This window comes from Clostridium sp. KNHs214, from assembly GCF_000744935.1.
GTDB lineage: Bacteria > Bacillota > Clostridia > Clostridiales > Clostridiaceae > Haloimpatiens.
Window position 1 is genome coordinate 77508 of record NZ_JQMW01000014.1, and the last position, 22816, is coordinate 100323.

At 28.8% G+C, this 22816-nt stretch carries 24 protein-coding genes and 1 pseudogene; 3 read left to right on the plus strand and 22 right to left on the minus strand.

Features of this window, described 5'->3' with window-relative positions; translation table 11 throughout:
- Window positions 1-33: 33 nt before the first annotated feature.
- From CC89_RS18670 to CC89_RS18680, 3 genes are all read right to left on the minus strand, one after another.
- A complete protein-coding gene (locus tag CC89_RS18670; protein ID WP_035294834.1) occupies window positions 34-756 on the minus strand; it encodes an ABC transporter permease in 723 nt (240 codons plus the stop codon).
- Window positions 749-1783 carry an ATP-binding cassette domain-containing protein gene (locus CC89_RS18675; RefSeq protein ID WP_035294836.1) on the minus strand — a complete coding sequence of 345 codons (1035 nt, stop codon included), beginning with the start codon at window positions 1781-1783 and terminating at the stop codon, window positions 749-751. The genes CC89_RS18670 and CC89_RS18675 overlap by 8 nt, the downstream gene beginning before the upstream one ends.
- Before the next feature lie 101 nt (window positions 1784-1884).
- Window positions 1885-2583 (minus strand): response regulator transcription factor, encoded by a 699-nt coding sequence (locus tag CC89_RS18680; protein WP_035294838.1) that lies wholly within the window; start codon window positions 2581-2583, stop codon window positions 1885-1887.
- A gap of 153 nt (window positions 2584-2736) precedes the next feature.
- Here CC89_RS18680 and CC89_RS18685 point away from each other — a divergent pair, with 153 nt between their 5' ends.
- Window positions 2737-4215 carry a transposase gene (locus tag CC89_RS18685; RefSeq protein ID WP_035289274.1) on the plus strand — a complete coding sequence of 493 codons (1479 nt, stop codon included), beginning with the start codon at window positions 2737-2739 and terminating at the stop codon, window positions 4213-4215.
- Between the two features lie 462 nt (window positions 4216-4677).
- Here CC89_RS18685 and CC89_RS20755 read toward each other — a convergent pair whose 3' ends face one another.
- The 5 genes from CC89_RS20755 to CC89_RS18705 form a co-directional block, all read right to left on the minus strand.
- Window positions 4678-4863, minus strand: coding sequence for a hypothetical protein (locus CC89_RS20755; protein ID WP_185750819.1), 186 nt, complete (start codon window positions 4861-4863; stop codon window positions 4678-4680).
- A 289-nt stretch (window positions 4864-5152) separates the two neighbouring features.
- Complete coding sequence (locus CC89_RS18690) at window positions 5153-5605, minus strand: NisI/SpaI family lantibiotic immunity lipoprotein (protein ID WP_035294840.1); 453 nt, start codon at window positions 5603-5605, stop codon at window positions 5153-5155.
- Window positions 5606-5769: 164 nt separating this feature from the next.
- Window positions 5770-7668: an FtsX-like permease family protein gene (locus tag CC89_RS18695; protein WP_035294842.1), complete on the minus strand. Its 1899-nt coding sequence runs from the start codon at window positions 7666-7668 to the stop codon at window positions 5770-5772.
- Window positions 7655-8425: an ABC transporter ATP-binding protein gene (locus CC89_RS18700; protein ID WP_035294844.1), complete on the minus strand. Its 771-nt coding sequence runs from the start codon at window positions 8423-8425 to the stop codon at window positions 7655-7657. Before CC89_RS18700 ends, CC89_RS18695 begins: the two co-directional genes overlap by 14 nt.
- A 513-nt stretch (window positions 8426-8938) precedes the next feature.
- The gene (locus tag CC89_RS18705) at window positions 8939-9496 is read right to left on the minus strand and encodes a hypothetical protein (protein WP_035294847.1); all 558 of its coding nucleotides are present in this window, start codon (window positions 9494-9496) and stop codon (window positions 8939-8941) included.
- A gap of 247 nt (window positions 9497-9743) precedes the next feature.
- On the opposite strand from CC89_RS18705, the gene CC89_RS18710 reads away from it, so the two are divergent.
- Window positions 9744-10280, plus strand: a complete 537-nt coding sequence (locus CC89_RS18710) for a hypothetical protein (RefSeq protein ID WP_185750820.1) — start codon at window positions 9744-9746, stop codon at window positions 10278-10280.
- 105 nt (window positions 10281-10385) lie between these two features.
- Here CC89_RS18710 and CC89_RS18715 read toward each other — a convergent pair whose 3' ends face one another.
- The 6 genes from CC89_RS18715 to CC89_RS20835 form a co-directional block, all read right to left on the minus strand.
- Window positions 10386-11600: an MFS transporter gene (locus CC89_RS18715; protein WP_035294850.1), complete on the minus strand. Its 1215-nt coding sequence runs from the start codon at window positions 11598-11600 to the stop codon at window positions 10386-10388.
- Window positions 11597-11989: an adenosylmethionine decarboxylase gene (gene speD / locus CC89_RS18720; protein WP_185750821.1), complete on the minus strand. Its 393-nt coding sequence runs from the start codon at window positions 11987-11989 to the stop codon at window positions 11597-11599. The genes CC89_RS18715 and speD overlap by 4 nt, the downstream gene beginning before the upstream one ends.
- 1 nt (window position 11990) lies before the next feature.
- Complete coding sequence (locus tag CC89_RS18725; RefSeq protein WP_185750822.1) at window positions 11991-13298, minus strand: radical SAM protein; 1308 nt, start codon at window positions 13296-13298, stop codon at window positions 11991-11993.
- 7 nt (window positions 13299-13305) lie between these two features.
- Window positions 13306-13428: a hypothetical protein gene (locus CC89_RS21315; RefSeq protein ID WP_286161407.1), complete on the minus strand. Its 123-nt coding sequence runs from the start codon at window positions 13426-13428 to the stop codon at window positions 13306-13308.
- Between the two features lie 170 nt (window positions 13429-13598).
- Window positions 13599-13721 carry a hypothetical protein gene (locus tag CC89_RS21320; RefSeq protein ID WP_286161408.1) on the minus strand — a complete coding sequence of 41 codons (123 nt, stop codon included), beginning with the start codon at window positions 13719-13721 and terminating at the stop codon, window positions 13599-13601.
- Window positions 13722-14100: 379 nt separating this feature from the next.
- Window positions 14101-14760, minus strand: a complete 660-nt coding sequence (locus tag CC89_RS20835; RefSeq protein ID WP_035294855.1) for a transposase — start codon at window positions 14758-14760, stop codon at window positions 14101-14103.
- A gap of 772 nt (window positions 14761-15532) precedes the next feature.
- Here CC89_RS20835 and CC89_RS21325 point away from each other — a divergent pair.
- A pseudogene (locus tag CC89_RS21325) lies at window positions 15533-15785 on the plus strand (IS110 family transposase); the annotation flags it as partial.
- A 92-nt stretch (window positions 15786-15877) separates the two neighbouring features.
- On the opposite strand, the gene CC89_RS18735 reads toward CC89_RS21325, so the two are convergent.
- From CC89_RS18735 to CC89_RS18770, 8 genes are all read right to left on the minus strand, one after another.
- Entirely contained in the window at window positions 15878-16795 is a 918-nt protein-coding gene (locus tag CC89_RS18735) for a hypothetical protein (RefSeq protein ID WP_035294858.1), read from the minus strand.
- A gap of 9 nt (window positions 16796-16804) precedes the next feature.
- Window positions 16805-17332 (minus strand): hypothetical protein, encoded by a 528-nt coding sequence (locus CC89_RS18740; protein ID WP_035294860.1) that lies wholly within the window; start codon window positions 17330-17332, stop codon window positions 16805-16807.
- Window positions 17332-17997, minus strand: coding sequence for an ATP-binding cassette domain-containing protein (locus tag CC89_RS18745; RefSeq protein ID WP_035294862.1), 666 nt, complete (start codon window positions 17995-17997; stop codon window positions 17332-17334). Before CC89_RS18745 ends, CC89_RS18740 begins: the two co-directional genes overlap by 1 nt.
- An 86-nt stretch (window positions 17998-18083) precedes the next feature.
- Entirely contained in the window at window positions 18084-18878 is a 795-nt protein-coding gene (locus CC89_RS18750) for a DUF2705 family protein (protein WP_035294864.1), read from the minus strand.
- A gap of 4 nt (window positions 18879-18882) precedes the next feature.
- Window positions 18883-19680 (minus strand): hypothetical protein, encoded by a 798-nt coding sequence (locus CC89_RS18755; protein ID WP_035294866.1) that lies wholly within the window; start codon window positions 19678-19680, stop codon window positions 18883-18885.
- Window positions 19667-20464, minus strand: a complete 798-nt coding sequence (locus CC89_RS18760; RefSeq protein WP_035294868.1) for an ABC transporter permease — start codon at window positions 20462-20464, stop codon at window positions 19667-19669. The genes CC89_RS18755 and CC89_RS18760 overlap by 14 nt, the downstream gene beginning before the upstream one ends.
- Window positions 20465-20864: 400 nt before the next feature.
- Window positions 20865-22064 (minus strand): sensor histidine kinase, encoded by a 1200-nt coding sequence (locus CC89_RS18765; protein WP_035294870.1) that lies wholly within the window; start codon window positions 22062-22064, stop codon window positions 20865-20867.
- Window positions 22061-22735, minus strand: a complete 675-nt coding sequence (locus CC89_RS18770; RefSeq protein WP_035294873.1) for a response regulator transcription factor — start codon at window positions 22733-22735, stop codon at window positions 22061-22063. The genes CC89_RS18765 and CC89_RS18770 overlap by 4 nt, the downstream gene beginning before the upstream one ends.
- Window positions 22736-22816: the final 81 nt, after the last annotated feature.

Here is a 22816-nt window from a genome sequence, read left to right on the forward strand (position 1 = left end):
GACTACAATTTACATGTTTTCATATTATTTCAATCACTTTATATCTAATTTACTTAAATATTTTCTCAAAACCATAGTAATTACAAAAATTGTTATTATTGATGAAACTGCAGAGATTATAATTGTATTTTTAGGTGCAAATGGTGCTATGCCTATGGTAGCAGCTCTATATGGAAGAAAAGCAAATATATGCTCATTATTTAAAAGCATAGGAATAAACATCACAACCGGTGAAGCTAAGGTTATTATAATACTTTTTGATATAACAGAAACAGCTGCTATTATTAATGTAGTGGCTGTACTGCAAAGTAATTCAATAAATATTATTCTAATTAAATATAAACCTAAATTAATTTCACCAAAATCATTAAAACCGTAAACGGCAGAAAAAATTATTCCCATAATAACCACTGTAACTAATTCCATAAGCAAAGAATAAATTATATAAACTATTATTTTACTTAATATAACTTTACTTCTACTATATCCATAGGTAAAAGTCATATTTATGGTGTTATGTTCAAAATCACTGGCTACAAAAACCCCAGCAAATGCAGCATATAAAAAATTAATTAAAATTTGAAATTGTAAAAAGAATACTACAGCATTTATGCCTGAAACAGTCCTATGTGCATTGGCTTCTTTTATAATAATATATGAAATTGAAACTCCAAGCAAAGCCCACAGAAACATTATTCCAACAAAGTATTTACTTCTTTTTATTTTATAAAATTCACCTCTAATTAAATTAATCATTATCCCTACCTCCAATTAAATGAGCAAAATAATCTTCTAAAGATTCTCCCCTTTGCACAATTTCCTTAACCCCTAACTTATGGGAGGCTAGACATAGACTAATTCTTTCACTATCAAAATTATCATATATTCTTATGGTGTTATCAGGAAAAATTTCGTAGTCCTTAACCTCAAGTTCTTTTTCTAAAATAACTGAAGTCTCTGAAGCATCTCTTACCTTTAGATTAAGATAACTTCTACACTTGTTTAATAATTCTTTATGGGTAATTTCTTCAATGATTTTTCCATTATTTATAAAACCATACATATTTGAAATTTGAGTAAGCTCCGATAGTATGTGACTTGAAATTAAAATAGTTGTTCCTCTTTCTTTATTCAGCTTAAGCAATAATTCTCTTGTATTTTTTATGCCCATTGGATCTAATCCATTTATAGGTTCATCCAAAATTAAAAACTCTGGATCACTTAATATAGCCATAGCTATTCCTAATCTCTGTTTCATTCCTAAAGAAAAATTCTTAACCTTTTTATTTGTTATATGGTTAAGTCCTACTAAATTTAAAGCTTCATCGATGCATTTTACTCCCGAAATTCCTCTTTGGATTTTTATAAGATTAAGATTTTCTCTTGCAGTCATGTTTAAATAAAGCCTTGGCGTTTCTATAAGTGAGCCTATTCTAGCTCTATCCTTAGTGATATTTGTAGTATAATCTTTGGTACTATTTACAGCACAATCATCAGTGCAATTCTCTACATTATCTGTAGCATTGTTTGGAGCATTATTTACATCATAACCTGCAGTGTTATTGATAACAGTATCTTGGACACTGTTAAACAATAGAACTTGTCCATCATTTGGTATAGAAAGCCCTGCAATTACTCTAATCATAGTGGTTTTCCCTGCACCATTTTCTCCTATGAATCCGTATATATCTCCTTTTTTAATATTCATATTTACCTTGTCTAAAACTTTATGATTGCTGTAAACTTTTGTAACATTAATTGCTCTCATTACATATTCATTCATTTTTCTCCCTCCTTATGAACTATGTTTTTATATTAAACAATATTTCATAAGAAAACTTTGCTAAAACCTTTCAAAAACCTTAAATTTGTTCAATAAATTATTTATTTTCTCAACCTATAACCCATACCCCATATTGTCTCTATATAATCCTCATGATTGTTATATACACTTAACTTCTTTCTCAATCTGCTCATATGTACATTTACAGTATTATCATCACCTAAGAAATCTTCATTCCACACACTTTCAAAAATATTAGATTTACTATATACCTTTTTAGGATTGCTTAATAATAATTCCAATATGGAAAATTCCCTTGCTGTTAATATAACTACATTTTGCCCAACTTTAACTTCTTTACTTTCCGTATTTAAATTAATATCTTTATAGCTTAATATTTTGTTCCTCGCCATATTGTCACCATTAAAATCCAAATAACGTCTTAAGTTACAATTAACTCTCGCAATTAATTCATCTGGATCAAATGGTTTGCACACAAAATCATCCGCTCCTTTTTCAAGTAACTCTAACTTAGTTTCTTTAGATGTCTTAGCACTTATTACAATAATTGGAGCTTTTGTGATTTCTCTTATGCTTAATATAGCTTCTTCTCCACTAATTCCTGGTATCATTAAATCAAGTAAAATCATATCCCAATTTTTCTGCTGTACACACATTAAAGCTTCACTTCCAGAAAATGCTCCTCTAGCTAAGTAACCTTCATTTTCCAGCATAGTACAAAGCAATTTATTTATATCATTTTCATCTTCCACAACTAAAATTTCAGAACCTTTATTCATAATCCTCACCATCATAATACATAGTAGTCGATTGTGAAATTACACAACCGTTGATTTGCCTATCTTTTTAGCCGATAGGCTTTTATATTTTCCTCCACTGTGAGAAAATAAATGTAACCACACAAAATATTATCCACAGAGGAGGAGAATTACATGTTTTGTATTAATAAACTTAAGCAACTTAATATTTTTGAGCAGTTAACCGAACTTAAAGACCTTAGAAAAAAGCAACCTGTAGGCTTCATCAAATTACTTGCTGATAATTTTGATATCCAATCTTTTATTCCAGAATCTTTTACTCAAAAATACTATGCCGATTTAGGCAGAGATAGGAAATATAATCTTTCATCAGTGTTATCTGCTTTAATTCTAATGCAGATATTTCATATTCCTACTACTGTTCTGTTAAATCTTTTTCTTATATTTTCTACTGAAATAAGAGAATTTTGTTGCTTCTATGATGATATTCCTGATGAATCTTTTTTCAGTAGATTTAAAACGGATTTTGAAGGTGATCTTGCCGACTTATTTAATTCAATGGTTCCTCAAGTCATTGATATTTGTAACAATATCAATGAATCTCTTCCTGATGATTCACCTCATAAAAACCGTAATTATCAACTTATATATGATACTTCAGGTTTAAAACCAAGAGTAAAAGAAAATAATCCCAAAACTCTTGTTTCTGAAGTAAATAGGGTAAAATCCTATGCTAAAGCTACCAATAACAAACAGCTCAATCCTTATGCTGTCGCATATAAGAACATGCCTAAATTTGCTTTTGCAAACCATAGTATTAAGCTAGACTTCGTAAATGGACATTTCGGCTATTTTTACAAATTTGGTCTAATTACTAATGGTTGGGGCATTCCGTTGAATATCAAATTTTTTGATGAAGATTTTTATAACCCTATTGATAAAGAATTTGAAACTCCTAAAGAGCAAAAATATTGCTATGATAATGCTTCTTTAAAACCAGTAATTAAGCCATTCTTAGAAACATTAAGTAACACCTCTAACTTTAAATTTAAATATTTCTTAGGTGACTCAGAATTTGATAGTTATGATAACTTTGGTTTTCTTCAACAATGTGGCTTTGAAAAAGTATTTATACCTCTTAACCCTCGTAATCAAAGTAACAGTAAAATAGGTGATCTTGAATATGATATAGAAGGTGTTCCTCTATGTCCTTTAGACAAAACCCCTTTTAAAGCTGAAGGTCCTTGTAAAGGCAAAAATAGAAGCTTAAGATTCAAATTTACTTGTCCCAAAGCCCATAGGGATAAAAAAGGTAAGTGCTATCATACTTGTGAAAATCCATGTACTGATAAAAAAAGTGGTCGTATGACTTATGTTTATCCCAATAAAGACTTTAGACTTTATCCTGGTGTTCAAAGAAATTCTAATGAATGGGACGATGAATATCCTAATCGTGCATGTATTGAACGAACTCTTTCATCGTTAAAATCTAACCCATGCATTGAATCACCAAGAACTTTAAACACCGCAACTATGCGTGCTGACCTGTGCCTAACGGCTATTTCTAAACTCATAAATGTTATACTAGCTTACGCTATAAATAAACCAGAATACATTAGAAGTATAAATAAACTTCTTAAAATAGCTTCATAATTAACATATCCACAAATAAATATCTTTCCACATGCTACGCATACCTTTTTAACAAAAGGCTTTTTGTCGTGTCTTTTTTTGCACGCTTTTAAGCCAAATCTTAAAAATTATCCACAGTTTTTATTTTTCAATTCTACAAGCCACTAATAATACATAGTAATATATAGTATGATTAAACTACAAAAAAGTACAATGGGGAGAAATTTCATAATTCAAGTAATGTAATACTTCTTGCTGATAATCATAGTATATAATTTCATATTTATTTTCTTTGCATCTCATTTGCAGCCTAACTTAACTTTTACACATAATTTTAAGTTCTACATTATAATTTTTACATTAATAAATAAAGAAAATACAAATATAAACCTTAATTCTCAATAATCACTGACTACAACTTTTCTTATTCATAACTAAGCAAAAATGTGATTTTATGAATATAAAAGCTGCAATGCTAAACAATTATTCTACATGATATGTTATCATAACTAATACGTTTTTTCTATGAAATGCCAGAAATTCATTTATAGCGTCACCTACAATTGCATAGCTAATTATATACTGGCAAATTATATACTTAAAAATATTGAAATAAAAAATCATAGCTATCATTGCCTGAAAATAACTTTGAAAATCTTTCTGAAACATGATTCCATAAAAAAACAGCAAAAGTGGATTTGCTGTTTTTTTATAATCTTAGTAGTTATAAACTACCTTATTTAATTATATTTATTTTACACTCTCAAATATATCCTTATAAATTTGCCAATTATAAGTTTGCTATTGTGCTTGCTATCTCATAGTACTTGCTAATTTATTTTAATTGATTGTCCACTAAAATCTTCACTTTTTAATTTTTGCTAACTTAAAAATTTAAACCCTCAATTAGTTGTAATAGCCCTTCACTTATAAATTGTCCTTTAATATCGATAAATTCTCATTTCTTTATTTCTGCTTTTCTAAGGTTTTGATTTACAACAATAGCAACAACCTTCTTAGAATCCTTATGCTTAACACTGTATACCCAGCCAAAATTTAAATCAGCGCTCTTACCCTTTAACTCTTCTGATGAAATTGCATAAATTTTCTTAAGCTCTTCCTTTCTAAGCTTTTTATTATTCACATCTACTGTAACGCATTCGGAGATTTTTCCTATGGGCTTATCTAAATCATCAACAGCAAATGAATCTTCCTTAATGCAGTAAACCCTTCCTTTATAGGATATCTCCTTAAGGTTTTCTTCATTGAAAGTATACTTTGGCAAATTCTTTTGAGCCTCTTTATTTTTATAAGCATTAGTTGTAAGTTGCCTTATTTTTGAACAGCCTAAAAAGCTAACACATAAAACAATCAAAAATAAAGTTATTATAACGCCCAATCTCCTTTTCATTTCACACACTTCCAATCTATTTTTTATTTTTATTCTACTGAAAACTTCTTAACCGTCCCCTATCTTTCTCCTTTATTTTCATCTATTTTCTTTATTCTAAAGCTTAAAAGTTCTTAACTAAAAATTCTTAACTGTCCCCAATTTTTCTCCCCAGTTTTTCCTTGCTATTCCACAGTTTTTACGTAGGAATTCAAGGTAACAAAGTAGTATAAACAATAGATTGCAGCATATACAAGGGATATTACTGCGTAGCTCTTCATAAGATCAAGGAACAGCATTTTCTCAAGAGCATAAGTTGCAGGATATGTGCTTATAATTGCAACCACAAGGGGCGCCCCAAATAAAACTAGTAATTCTTTTGATATTGCCTTCTTTATTTCTTTTTTACTTACTCCTATATTTCTAAGAGTCTTATATTTACTTTTATCTTCTCTAGCTTCCATGGTCATTTTGAAATATATTATGCTTCCTGTAGCCATGATGAATAATATTCCTATAAATAGTCCTATAAAAGCCATCATCCCTAAAAGCTTTAATCCATCGCTGTAATGATCGTAAAATGTACGCAGTCCACTATCTTTAGACATGTTTTTAGCTAAATCATCTACAAATTTTCCAGAAGAAAAATCATCTTTAAAAGTGTATCCTGTCATACTAATAATGTTTCTTTTACTAACATTGCTTTTCATTTCATTATATACATTATCTGTAACTACCACAGTCTTATTAAAATGATCCAACGATATAAATGGCGTTCCATCTGATCCTGCCACATTCATTTTATAGTCCTTTTTTCCAACTTTCAAAGTAATTTTTTCACTTGAAACTACTTCATTTTGAACGAAATTATTAATTTGAATAAAATAGCAATCACTATCAGATTTAAGATTAGCTTTACGTTCAATACCCTCATGCTCACTTAATTTATCAAATTTACTTTCATTTATTACATAAAAACCTCGTGCTATTTCTGAACTTTTATCAACCTCTATAATGTTAAGAAACTCAATATTATCTTTATGCCTAACTGATATTTCCTTATGGTTTTTTAATATGTTATCAAAAGTACTCTGAGCCTTGTCTACATTAAAATATTCTACAGACAGAGGTCTCATGTATCTTGAATTCTGTTCACATTTTGTATAAGTTCCTACACAAGTAACAAGCGCACAAAGAGCCACTGTTGTAGTTATTGCTATTGTGCTAAGTGTACCTGCATTGCCTCTATATCTATAATATAACTGAGACACTGATATAAGTTTTGTACCTCTAAAAAGCTTCCTCTCATTTTTCTTATTCATATGAATTATTAAAGATGTAGTAGATGTAAAAAATAATATCATCCCTACTACAACTAAAAGCACTACTATAGGTGACTTCGTAATATCTGTAGGCATTTTTTTAATAGCTATATAATATCCTGAACCCATAGAAATCATAGCCAATATACCAAATACAATGGTAACAAAAGACACCTTAAGTCCCTTTTCTACCTTTTTTGATGCATTAAAAAGATCTATAAGGTTACTTTTCCTCACTACAAATGCACCATGCAATGTTATTACCGCAAAAATCCCTAAAAATATTACAACAGAAATTTTTAAAGCCTTTAAATTCCACTGAAATGGCACATCCGCTGAAACCTTAATTATAAAAAACAGAAGCATAATGAAGAACTTCGTAAATACCAATCCTAATACAACCCCTGTTATTAGAGATGCTAGCATTATCAATATATTTTCTAAAAAATTCAGTCTAGATACTTGCTTTTTAGACATACCTAGCAGCATATATGTAGCAAATTCCTTCTTTCTTGATTTAATAAAAAATGAGTTAGAATACCATATGAAGAAAGCTGAAAACAATGCAATCATAGTGGCTCCCACATTAAAAAGCGTTATAAACTTTTTTACTCCGCCTAAATTGTCCTGTATATTTTTGCTGTACAAGATAGACATAAAAAGATAAACAATAAAAACACTGAAGGATGAACTTAAAAAATAAGCCCAATAATTTTTAAAATTGCTCCTAATATTTCTAATGGCCATCCTAAATATTTTCATCAATGTCACCTCCGATTACAGACAACACCTTCAATAATTTTTGATAAAACTCCTTTCTAGACATATCTCCCTTATATATTTCATTAAATAATTTTCCATCTTTTATAAATATAACTCTTTTACAATAGGATGCAGCAAATGTATCATGGGTTACCATAAGTATTGTGGCTTTGTTTTTTTCATTAAGATATTGCATAGCACTTAAAAGTTCCTTGGAGGATTTCGAATCCAAAGCACCAGTAGGCTCATCTCCTAATATAAGTGATGGATTAGATATGATGGCTCTAGCTGCAGCAGCACGCTGTTTCTGACCACCAGATACTTCATATGGATGCTTATTTAAAACTTCACTTATGCCTAACTTGGACGTAATTTCTTTTAATCTCTTTTGTATTTCTCCATAGGATGTATTTGATAAAGCAAGAGGCAATACAATGTTCTCCTTAAGTGTCATATTGTCCAGCAAATTAAAATCCTGAAATATAAATCCAAGTTTATCCCTTCTAAATGCTGACAAATGAGGTTCCTTAAGCTGTGATATATCTCGTCCATCTATCTCCACTTTACCTGATGTAGGTTTATCAATGGTAGAAATAACATTTAAGAAAGTTGTTTTTCCTGAACCTGATGGTCCCATTATGCCTACAAACTCACCTTCATTAACCTTTAAATCTATATTATTTAGAGCAGTATATTTTACTCCTCCAAATCTTGAACCATAAACTTTTCTTAAATTCTGTATGTTTAATACTTCCATTTTACAAACTTCCTCTCTATACTATTTATTTTCCCTTTCCAAGATCTAAAACTTATTAACCGTCCCTTACTTTTTCTCTATTTTATCCTCTATTTTTCCCTAACTTGTCAACTTGTCCCCAACTATACGCCCAAACTTATTAACTTATCCACAACTATATACTTACTTGTTAATTACACATTAGACAACTAACTAGCCAACTAATTTCTTTATCCTTATCCCATTCTACTTAAACTCGATTTACTAGCCAACTAGCACACTAGACAACTAAATTTCTTACGGCTCCTTCACCTACACTTATATTATATAAAAAAGCAAAATGCTCAGCCATTTTTTGACCTTACATTTTGCTCTCTAAACTTACATTTTTGTAATATTGATGTTTTTAGGAATTTTTTACACTAAAATACCTTTTTAGATTCTAGATATAAATCGGGGACAGTTAACAACTTTTAGACTTTAAATTTAGCTAAAAGTTGTTACCCGTCCCCATCTTTGTCCCCATTTTTGAACTTATTTTTTTACATATCCAGAAGTGTTTTTATTGCATGAACTTTCATCTATTGGAGTGTTTACTTCTAATTTAGTACATTCCAATTTTTCTTTTATTTTTCCATTATCATCAAGCAATAAAAATTGAAGTATTATTCCAGTTTCTTTATCCATAAGTAAAGAAAATTTTCCTTGCATATTACTAGATAGATTTGAATCAATTACTCCAGTTAACTTATATACATCTCTTCCTAAAAAGGTAGAGTCTGTGTAATTCCAATCTTCATAAATAAATAGATATGTTGGAACTGCCTCCGCACAAATAATATTACTACTTATTCCTAAATATCCAATGTCTTCTCTCTTAAGTGATGGTTCTATAAATAATCTAATGGGTCTTACTATTGTAGGCTTTCCTCTGAACTGTCTTTCCTCAAACTCCCTATAGCTTTTATCATTATCATCAAAAACCTTTCTTTTATCATTATGATAAATTAACGTTATAGTTTTTTTTCCTTCTTCTGCAATTACAGATACAGAAGATTTATTTTCCACATCAACTGCAAAGGTGGATTTCATGCGAGAGTTTTGTAAATCGGGGACGGTTAACAACTTTTAGACTTTAAATTTAGCTAAAAGTTGTTAACCGTCCACATCTTTGTTTGTGTTTGTGTTTTTTTTTGTGTGTGCCATCTTTGTGTGCGCATAAAGAAAAAAATTCTATATTGCTGCCCTGAAAATACACAAAGAAATATTAACTTTATGCGAAAATGATATAGAGATGTATCTTGTTACATTGTGTAATATATTAGAAATTTATATTGAAATGAATGATAGTAAGAATCTTAAAGAATACGTTGATAGGTGTACTTCTCATCTAAATCAATATGAAAACCTTCAAAATAAGAAATACTCTTCTGAAATATATAATGATATAGGACTAGGCTTTTATACTATAAATAAATTTGAAATGAGTAAACTCTACTTTAACAACGCTATAAAGGAAGCAAAAAAGTATAAAAAAGTAGACATCATACTATCCTCTATGGAAAAACTTTTAAATATAGCTGCAGATGATAAAGCTACAAATGAAGTGGATAATTTAAAAAATCAGCTCATTGAAATAATGTCACTTAATTTACTGACTATAAATAACACTTTAATATTTAAATTTATTAAATACTACAATGATGCTGTTGATCACGAAAGTATTAATGACATAGTTAATTTTACAAAATCCCTATTTTCTAAATATCAATGTTACGCGTTGCTATTTGTACATTTATCCATATATAAAAAGAGAATCATCACATTAGTTTTCATGCTTTATGTGACAACTCTCTTGATAAACACCGAATTATAGATAAAAGTATCTTTATATTAAAATAGAAATAAACTTATTCTTTATACATATAAATTATTTTCAAAATATATCAACATCAAATATTAAATTCTTATAAATTTAAAATTATTTTTTCGTTCTAATTATTTTATACATCTTTAATTGCTTAAATACATTAGGAGCTAAATACATACTGCTCGAAATAACTAAAATTAGTATTGAGTATAACAGCATAGATTCATATCCATAATTTTGCAATATATAACTAGAAAATATAGGGCCAATAGAAAATCCTAATGTTCTAAATTCCGCCAATCCAAAATAAAGCGTTTTTTTTCCATCTGGAGCAATATCGTTAACTATAATATCGGTGGTAGGTATAGATAAAACTTCCCCCATGCTAAATACTATTACAGCTAAAATGAGTAATGCAACATTACCTTTTGATATTCCAAACATTAAAAATGCTAAAATAAAGAATCCATTACCTAATAATATACAGATAATATTATTTAACTTTCTTACAAAATACATTACTATAAATTGAAGAATTATTCCGCCAATTGAATTTACAATAAGCAATATCGAAAATAAATTTTCAATATTAGGGTTTGATATTTTCAGCGCCAGCGGAAAAACACTTTCAAATTCAGAAAATGCAGAAAATAATAAAACTGCAGCAATAATATAAACTATTAATTTATAATCTACACTTTCAATAGTTGAAACTTTAAGATATTTCAAATTACTACCAAAGTCGTCTATACTGATTTCATGAGTATTAATATTCTTCTTCGTTAAAATGAGCACTAATATAATACTAAAAAATAAAAATATGGAACATACTATATTAAACTTTCTTCCATTCTTTGAAATAAACATTCCTATAAAAGGTCCTAATATAGCACCAAGACAAACAGTTATGTATTTTAATCTAAATACATAATTTTTATTCTCAGAGTTATCCGCATGATAAGTAAATAGCGTTTTTATTACTGGTTCCCAAAAAACTCTACTAAATCCCTCTAAAAAACACAAAATCATAATGATATAAAAATTTTTAGTAAATAATATTAATATATATGGGACAGTTATTAGCATTATACCCAAAATTAAACTATTTATATTTCCTATTTTTTTTGAGACAGGCGAGCAAACTGACCCAAAAACCGCCGAAACAATAGGTGCTATTCCTAATAATAATCCTACTTTGTATATATCTATACCTAATTCAACATTATAATATACTGCCAATATAGGTAATGTTACATATTGCGCAAAACAATATAGGAAATTTATAATTGTAATTGCAAGTACTTTTTTATTAATATTCAGCTTCACAACTCATTTCCCCTTTTCATTTCCTTAACTGCAATTTTTTGTGGTTTAACTATCTCAACAACAACATCAATAATAGCTTGAGGGTCGCATGTATTCCCACATGTAAACGCATCTATAAATAACGCATTACATTCTGGATAAGTATGAATAGAAGCATGTGATTCCGATAAAAGTGCTACTATTGTCACTCCAGAAGGATTAAATTTTTTTACTAACATTCCCTCACATCTAGCTTCTGATCTTTTAATCCCTAAACTTAATGCTTTCTCTAAAATAGATAAATTATCTAAAATTTCATAATCTATACCATATAATTCACCTAATATATGTCTTCCTAAAAATCTATGTTTCTTTCCTGACTTTAATTCATTCTTATTTAAATCCATCATATTAATTAAACCCCAAATCTATGTTCCACTCTTCTACAAACCTATTTTTTTCTAAACACCTTCCATTAATATAATCTTCAAGTTTCTTTTGATCTGATGTGGGTGATAAATAGTATAAAAGATTAACATACCAATACCATCCTAATTGAGTAAGTTCAAATTTATCTTCTTTTTCTATAATTAATCCATGATTTATTGCTAATCTTAATCTTGACAAAACTTCTGGATCAACTAACTCATAGTTTATTTTTGATTTCTCCACTTCACCATGATATGGTAAATGTAAACAGATCCCTTTATTTTCACACACTTTTTTATCATATTGATATATATCAAAATCATAACAATTGCTATTTAGTAGATCATTTATATATTTTTTTGTATTACTACTATTACTAATTAAAAACCCATCAAAAATAGAACATGCAGCACTACCAAAACCTATGACTTCATGTCCTTTATACCCGTATACCGCCTCATGATATTGGAATCTATATTCATCCGTAACTACATTATGATTATTAAAAATATTTTTACTAGATTTTATATACCCATGGCCATTATGAGGTAAATATCCATTGTTTTTCATAGATTCTCTTAAAATTACATTCATTAGAAATTTTGTTAAACCAGATGTTGCATTTAAGTTGTGATTTTTATATTCAGTACTCAATCTTGTTTGAGTAACTAAATTATTTATAGGATATATATCGATTGTCGGAGTATTTAATTTAATAGCACAGTTTAAATCCCTTATAAATTCATCAATTGTTTGTCCATGCATCCCATACAACATATCAATACATACATATTTAAAATTATCATTTAATAATTTTGCCCCATAATAAATTTGTTCTAGTGTAGCAGAGAGTTTAAATAATTCTCTATATTTAGGATTAAATGTTTGAACTCCCATTCTAGCATGTGTAACGCCAATTGATTTTAACGCTTCTACTCTGTCTGGCGTTACCGTTTTAGCATTCATTTCATATGAAAATTCCTTTAATTGTGATAAGTCAAAATTCTCATGTATTGCTTTTCCTATTTTTAATATGTGCCTTGGCTTTAGTATAGAAGGTGTCCCCCCACCAAAGAAAATTGCATTTATAGGGAATTTCTTAATATTTTTATATTTACTCTTTAAATATATTTCTTTAATTAATGCGTCTGTATATAAGTCTAACGTTTCTTCATCTTTACATACTTCTCTTGAAAATGGACAAAATGCGCATATATCTTGACAAAACGGTATGTGAAAATATAATGCTCTATTTTTAGGCAAATCACCAACTACATCAAATATCTCCATTTTGTTGTTACTTATTTTTTTTTTCAATATCATTATTTAACTTTTCAAACGCAAAGGGAAAAAACCAGTTATATATTGGTAAATTAAACTTAAATGGAGTAAATCCATTATCTGTAAACTCTAAATTCATTAAATATCATCCTCCTTAAGTTTATCAAAGGAAATTAATTATTAAAGCAAAATTATTCAACTTACCATACTACTGTCATCACTTTCACCCCCCTTTTTTTGTATTTTTTTGTTGATATACACATATGTTAACACTTAATTTATAAAGTAAACATATTCCTTTTACTTTTTTTATTTTTCTTCTGTATCTGGATCAATACAGTTATTCATACCTTTTATCTCACTGTTACTGGATGTTAAGTTTTTAAATTCAGTGCCTATAGTCTTTCTTTGCTTTAACCATCCTTGTCCCATTATTAAGAATAGCTATTGTACATAATGCTAATACCATAGTTTTCATTACTTTTTTCATAATAATCCCCCTTATGTTTTAATAGCAAAATATAACCATTAAAGTAAGCAGTTTGTATTTTACATATATTGTATCACTTATTTTAGAATAAGTAAATAGTTTATATTTACTTTCATATGTTTTTTTTATTATACTATACTTAGATTAATTATATGAGTGAATTAGGAAACTAATTTCCAGTAAGTTTTTCAATAACACTAATATTATTTTAGTGCGGAGCACTTATTATATTATGGTTTTTATTTAGTTTTACTTAAAAAAGAGTATAGCAAAGCTAACTCACCGATAGGTGAATTTTCTCAAGACTTAACATTATCTAGATTAGCATGCTTTATTTATAGCTAATTCTAGAATGTTCAATAGGTTAGTTTTAAAAATAGATAGTTGAGCATCCAAATGAATATTGATGCTATGGATTAATGTCCACCAACACCAACGTTTTTTACCACGGCAGTGGGATTCTTCCATATTATAGTCTTCAAGTATTCTTTTATTTACTCGCTCTGAAGAAGTTCTCTTTTTCATTATTTGTTTCCAAAGGTCAGAGTTTCTAGGTATAGCAGTAAATAAACGCAAGTCATCACTTGGCTTTACGTATATTACACGGCCGTAGGCACTAGGAGAACATTCTTCCTTATGAGGACATTCTTTAATTTTACCTTTTACTAAAGGACATCTATATTTAATTCTACTTCTACCTTTATCGTACCAATCATATACCATTGGTTGGTTGCATTTGCAGATAGGAATACCGTCCTTAGTATATCCAATTGGTGGTTCATATTTATTTTTACCTTTACCCTTTGGATTAAGGGATATAGCAGCTTTTATATTCCATTCATTAAGAAGTTTATACGTAGGATAGTTATCATGAGCAGCATCTGCGATGAACTTATCGAAGTTAAACAAAGGATACATCTTTCTAACTTCTGAAAGTGCAAAAATTGCAGTAACACCATCATAACGCTGTGCTTGTACCATCCTAAAATATATAGGAAGATCCTTTTTAACATTAGGATTATAGACACTAAGAAAATATAGGCAATGACCATAATACCACTTTTCGTGGTAACTGTCCCAACCGCGTCTAGCGTCAGGGTCAGAGAATCTTCTATTGCATTTGCAGTTAAAAACACCTTTTTTAACACAATCGCAGGTCTTAATGCCTAATGAGCTTCCGCCTGTTTCAAGACAGGTGCCATCTCCAGATATATCAAGTTTTTGAGTATCACCAAGGAGACCTAGTTTGGCAGAAGGCTCAACAGCTAACTTTGCAAAAATTTGTTGAAATAGCTTTTCATGGCGAGTTTCGATGGTTCGTCCCGTAAGAGCTTGTTCAACTAAATTTTTAATAACACCAGGATGTTTTGGTGGTAGTTTTTAAATCTATAAAACTCTTTTTATACAAACTAAAATGAGTTTTATATCACATATTAGCATACGATTTATACTTTCAATACTAACCTCCATTTCGCCGCTACCGCTGCGACACAAATAGTAATGAAAAAATGGTGTAGGTTTTTCACCATTTGTCAATAATTAAATTGAGGAGAAGATATACTACAAAGCACGATGAGGTAAGTCGTAGATTACTTCTCAGTTTAAAACAGCATACTAACCAGTGTAAGTATCATCTTTCAAGCACAAATAAATGGTTCTATGAGACCGCACGCTAATCATTGTTTTAGCTCTTTGTTAAATGTGTAATGGTTCAGTCAATGTCTTCTCCTCATTTATAAAAGGAGGCTGTGCCATGAAAATTGTTTACCCTATCTGCTGTGGTGTCGATGTACATAAAACTTTTCTCGTTGCCACAATTATTACTTCACAGGGTATTACACCACATTATTCAAAAAAAAAAATTTTCAACTTTTAACAATTCCATTTATCAATTTAAGCAGTGGCTAATTGACAATAATTGCTACGATGTATGCATGGAATCCACAGGGAAATATTGGGTTCCTGTCTATAATCTTTTGGAAGATACCATCCATATTACTATTGCCCAAAGAATAAATCGGGGACAGTTAACAACTTTTAGACTTTAAATTTAGCTAAAAGTTGTTAACCGTCCCCATCTTTGTCCCCATTTTTGAACTTATTTTTTTACATATCCAGAAGTGTTTTTATTGTATGAACTTTCATCTATTGGAGTGTTTACTTCTAATTTAGTACATTCCAATTTTTCTTTTATTTTTCCATTATCATTAAATGAGAAAAATCGAAGTATTATTCCAGTTTCTTTATCCATAAGTAAAGAAAATTTTCCTTGCATATTACTAGATAGATTTGAATCAATTACTCCAGTTAACTTATATACATCTCTTCCTAAAAAGGTAGAGTCTGTGTAATTCCAATCTTCATAAATAAATAGATATGTTGGAACTGCCTCCGCACAAATAATATTACTACTTATTCCTAAATATCCAATGTCTTCTCTCTTAAGTGATGGTTCTATAAATAATCTAATGGGTCTTACTATTGTAGGCTTTCCTCTGAACTGTCTTTCCTCAAACTCCCTATAGCTTTTATCATTATCATCAAAAACCTTTCTTTTATCATTATGATAAATTAACGTTATAGTTTTTTTTCCTTCTTCTGCAATTACAGATACAGAAGATTTATTTTCCACATCAACTGCAAAGGTGGATTTCATGCGAGAGTTTTGGATAGTTCCTTCTTCCGTAAATTCCCCTTTGCAGGTTTTAAAATTATCTACAGCATTAATCATCTTAAAATGTATTTCTTCCTTATCAGGATACTTTAAATTATTTTTGACTCTTTCTCCTATTGGATTTGATTTTAGCGCGTCTTCCTCTTGCTTTGAAAGTTTTATTTCCTTGTTAAGATTATCTTCCTTTAGATTTTCCTTTTGTACTACTGTAACTTCCTTCTTCTTATTGGAATTACTTACATTAGCATTAGGCCCTCTTAATTTAATTTCGTAGACTATAAGAGACACAGCTAATATTGTCAATACTATTGCTACTATGTAGCCCCTAGATTTTTTATCCATACTTTCCCCCTAAATTTTTATTGCCTTTCTATATCTAATACCCTTATAAAATTTTTCTTTTATTTCATTAGGATATAGTTTTTCTCTTAAATACATATATACATTATCTTTTCCTTTTTCGTAACGCTCTTTTTCAAGTGTATACACCTGTGTAAGAAGTAACTTTTCTCCTGGCTTAATATTTTTTAAATCTCCTCCAGTAACCTCAGGAGGGCCTGTACTAACACTATAACAATCTATGACTATATCCGACTCTTGAAAACTAATAGCATTTTTCACTTCAGATGTGTTGTTCACAATTTCTGACTTTACCACAAGTTCCATAAATTCTGTTCCTACTTTATTTTTGGCATTAGATTTTCTGGTTTCCGTTGAAAGTATTTTTATTTGAAGTCCTTCACAGTCTGCATAATTTCCATCTTTGTAATACTCCATCGTGTATTTTAAGGGAACATTGTGGTTAACCTTGTAATATCGATATCCAAATATTACAAGTAATATAACTAATAAAAACATAGCGATTTTACCTTTTTTCATCACTGCTCCTCCCCTAATATTTCATGATTAACAATAGAGCCACTTTCTATGTAAAAAATTTCATCTGCTAAAAACTCTAATTCCTCCTTATCATGACTTGCTATTAAAATTAACTTATTGTTTTCTTTCATATTCATAAGTAATTTTTTAATTAATGCCACCGCATCTGAATCTAATGCATTAGTGGGCTCATCTAATATTATTAGCTCTGGATTTTCCATTAAGGCTTGAGCTATTCCTAAACGTTGCTTCATACCTAATGAATATTTTTTAAACTTCTTTTTATCCTCGGGATCTAATCCTACTGCTGCTATAGTTTCTTTAATTTCATTCTCTCCTATTTTATTATTAATTTCAGAAATAAGCTTAAGGTTTTCATAGCCGCTTAAATTTGGTAAGAAACCAGGATATTCAATAATAACCCCCACACTTTCAGGAAATGAAATATCTTCTCCTAACACGTGTCCATTAATTTCTACCTTTCCCTCTGTTGGCTTTATTAATCCACACAAAGCTCTAAATAACATAGTTTTGCCTGAACCATTTTTACCTCTAAATCCATATATTTTTCCCTTATTAAGCTTTAAATTTATATTATTAAGAACCCTTGTATTCTTTATTTCCTTAGATAAGTTTTCCACTTTTAAATAATAATTTTCATTCATGAATACACCCCACTAACTTTAACCATTTTAGCTCTCACAAGCATATTTTTTAAGGCTATTTTTTTCACATCTCACTTTACTCTATCCTATATAAAATCTTTATGTTTTAATAACTTATATCCCAAAATCATCAATACGACACTTATGAGTACCGTATAAATAATTGAGAATGTTATTGATAATCCAATTTTAATATTAAAATAATTATGTCTTAAAATCATAGAATGAGTTCCTATAAGAAATTTATTTTTAGATACTATAGACATTGTTAAAATTATAGTTGTTATTAAAAATGAATATCTAGAATTTATAACTATTGATAGTGTGCATTGAATAAATACCATTGCTATAGAAGTTAATATGTAAGTGATAATCATCCATATAATAATAGTTAAATGTGGTACTTTCATAACCAGTTCATCATTCATTAATTTACTACTATCTAAACTAAATCCTAAAGCTATCCCTCCTAATAAATATGTTAAAAGCATTAATATTAAATATATAAAAACTACATTTATAATGATCCAGACACACTTTGATATCCAATATAGAGAAATTTTCTTACTTCTAAGTAAAACGTAATTGGAATCTCTTTTAATGTTTTCACTAATAAAATCTCCTAAAATGAATATTATAAAGACGTTTATAATTAACCAATTCATAGGGATATTTATTGAGTACATATTAAATATTAAGTCTTTATATATAAGGAAAAACAAATCCATTAAATTTCCATTATAATTAATTATATTTACTATGCTTCCTATATTTAAAATAAGCATAATAGTTAAAAATAATATGAGTTTTTTCTTATAAAAATTAAATCCTTGAATAAGATCTAGCTTTAATATATTTCTAAATGATTTTAAATTATCCATTACACTAATATCCTTTACTTATAAAATCTTTATTCTTATAAACCTCTCTGCCTATCAAATAAAAAGCTATAAAAAGAAAATTTAAATATATAATATTTATTAAAAAATCATTTGGATTAATCCAGCTTTCTATGGTTAAAGAAAATTTACTCATAAATAACGAACCATTAAGAAAGTTAACATCTATAAATGGAATTAATATTACGATCAACCCCAAAATACCACTATTATTTATAGCATTCTTTAAAATTACCACCAAAAGTCCTATTACAGAAAACCCTATGAATTTTATTATGAAAGTTTTCAAAATAACAATATATAGTGGTATAGAATTTAAAATTGCAGGTATGTTTAAATCTACATACTGCGGAAGTGCGTATGTAACATCATCTTTAGGCCATAAATTTTTAAAGCCCCCTGCATATATGCCTCCAATAGAGTACCCCAAGCATATAATTAACATAGATATAATAATTGAAAGAGCAATAACAAAAATCACATGACTATTAAATATACTTTTGCGAGTCTTCATCTTTATTATGAAATTCCCTTTCTCACTATTTACCATATAAGAATTAATTCCAAAGAATAAAATAGGTGTATATAAATATATACATGCTAAGCCTCCAGCCATTCCACCTTGTCCATTTAAAGTTGAAACAATATTTATTACTGATTTATCCTCTGATGAATACATGGCAAAATAAACAGCTAATGAATAAATTAAAATAAATACTGAAATTAAAATAAAGTATATTTTTTTATTCTTAATTTCCCTTTTTAAGTTATTAAATAAGCTCATTTTTCATTCCCCCAATTATAAATATTGAAAAACAAGCTGTGATTAATATAAGTGGAACAGCTATAAACATATGATTATATCCAGTAGGATTAAACAAAAACATCATTGGAGAATATCTATAGCCTGATACCATCGGAAATACCATGGGAGCTATAACATCCATGGCCATATAAACTATAAAAGGAATAATTGTAATAACATATTTATTTCTAGAATATATACTACTAGCTAAAGCAATACTGCTAAATGTTCCTCCATATATAAATAATAAAAAAATTCTTATAAATACGTGTAATAATGGAAATTTATAATATATCCGTGGTAAAAAATTTCTTGCCTCTAAAGCTGGTGAACTAAAAAATATTTTTGGCTCTATACTAGGAATGAAAGATGCATATAATAGGTAATTCACTATAAATGGAATGCTAATAATTAATCCACTAATAACAAAGTTTACAAAAAACCTATTGATTAAATATTTCTTTTTATCATATCTAGTGAGCATATTTTTTATAAAACCGCTTTTTACATCTTCTAAATAAGAATCTGCAAAAACAATAGTAACCATTAAGGGAAATATAATTTGAAGCATTCGCATGTATTTTCCAACATTATACAACATCAAATTGTTATAAACTCCATTTGAAAAATCTATAAAATCCTTAGATTTTAATCTTATATGATTGTTACTAAAAGCCTCTAAAGAAGCTATTACTATTCCAATTAAAAGAGCTACATATAAGGATTTCCTTTTAAATATTCTTTTTATCTCAATTCTTATCACAATTTCCTCCTATCAAAATTTAATTGCCTAAAAAATTTGTATATTGATAGTTCATTTGATATGCTTGTCCACCTTTAAAGGTATCATACTTTAAATGAGATAAATGTCAAAATTTATAATTCTAAAAAAGAAAAAAACACACAATAATGCAAAGTATTTGCATTATCCTGTGTATTTTATATATACTAACATAATTATATTTAACCACTATATACAAATATGACTCTGTAACTAAAAAATAAATCTATAAAACTCATTTTATACAAACTAAAATGAGTTTTATATCACATATTAGCATACGATTTATACTTTCATATTACTCCTTTTTCCAAAGTGCTAATTTTCCCATTATATCACTTCCATTACTTATACATAAACATTTTTTTGTCATATGAAGTTATTATATGCTTTCTTCCCACTTGGGAAAATGCACATACACACAAGTGCCCTTTCCATACTGGGATTCTATGGTTATATAGTGATTTAACTTTTTAGCCAATTTTTGAGAAAGATATAATCCCATGCCTGTGGATTTTGAGTTAAAATTTCTCCCATTGTTTCCTGTAAAGGCTTTTGTAAATAACCTTTCTATATCTTCCTTCTTAATTCCCCTTCCATTGTCCTGTACAATCAAAATCTTTTCCCGTTCATTTTCCACTGTACTGACTTTAACCATTGGCCTTACCCTTGCATCTAATTCTATTAACTTATCTACTTCCATTAATTCATCTGCTTCTGTTAATTCATCTGCCTCTGTCAATAAATTTAAATCTTCAACAGATCTTTCAGCTGCATTTACAGCAGCCATTGATTCTGTATTTATTTCTGATTTCATATCCTTATTTACATTTATATTTACCTTTGGGCTTTCCTTGGTGTATTTAAGTGCATTAGAAATCAGCTGATCCACTATAAAAAGAATCCACTTTCTATCCGTATCCACCCACATATTAGAATCTACATCATTAATAAAACTTATATGTTTTCTTATAAAAATTATAGAATGCTTTTTCACACTTTCCTTCACAACACTATCTAAAAACACTTCCGATATAATATAATCTTTAGAAAAGTTATCACTTCGTGAATAGTAAAGGACCTTTTCAACATAATCATCTATTTTGTCAATTTCCTCCTGAAGGGACAATAAGTTTTCCCCATTACTATTCATATTATCTGTAATAAGCTTTAAAGTGGTTATTGGAGTTTTAATCTCATGTACCCATGCGGTTATAAATTCATTGTCCTCTACAACTTGATTTTCCATATCCCTTAAGGATACAACATAATATTTGTATAAATCCTCTAAAATCTCCGAATAAACTTCATCCTTATACTCAATAGGCTTAGGGAAAATAGGCACTTTTTCCTTATTTCTTTTAAACTTAAGAAGCTTCTTTATATATCCGTATCTCACATTATAATCCCACACAAAATATATAACCATCATAAAAAGTGACACAGAAATTATATACAACATATTGGACTTTAGCATTCTGTTGCTTCTATCAAGGTAAGTAGTCATAAATATAAATGTCATAAAGAAAATATAAAAAATCAACAATCTAAAGTTTTCTTTTAAATATCTTACAAAATTCATTTCACCATATACCCCTGATTCTTTACTGTCTTTATAAATTCCTCTATGCCAACTTCACTAAGTTTCCTTCTAAGCCTATTTATATTAACAGTTAATGTATTATCGTCAATAAAGCTCTCATGGTCCCAAAGCTCCTGCATAAGTTTTTCTCTACTAACTATGCTCTCATGATTTTTCATAAGCACATAAAGTATTTTAAACTCATTCTTGGTGAGCTCCAGCTTTTCCTCCTTGTAATATACCATATTATCTTTTAGAGAAAGCACTACCCCCTTATAATTTAGAGTATCCGTAGAGGTCCCTGCATAGGAGTATGCCCGTCTTAGAAGTGCATTTATCTTAGCCATAAGCACTTCCATTGAAAAAGGCTTGGTAAGATAGTCGTCTCCGCCCATATTTACACCCATAACAATGTCCATATTTGTACTTCTAGATGATAAAAATAACACTGGTACCTTTGATATTTCTCTTATTTTGCTGCACCAATAGAATCCATCATACTCAGGAAGGTTTATATCCATAATCACCAATTGGGGCTTGATTCTGGAAAACTCCTGAAATACCTCCCCAAAATCTTCAGCACAATACACCTGAAATCCCCATTTTTCAATGGATGTCTTTAATATATCTCTTATTTTATCCTCGTCTTCCACTATCATTATTTTGTACATGCTGTCCCCTCCATTTTACCTACACTTCATCTATTTTACCTATTTATCCTACCACACTTATTTATCTTACATTGCATTTTC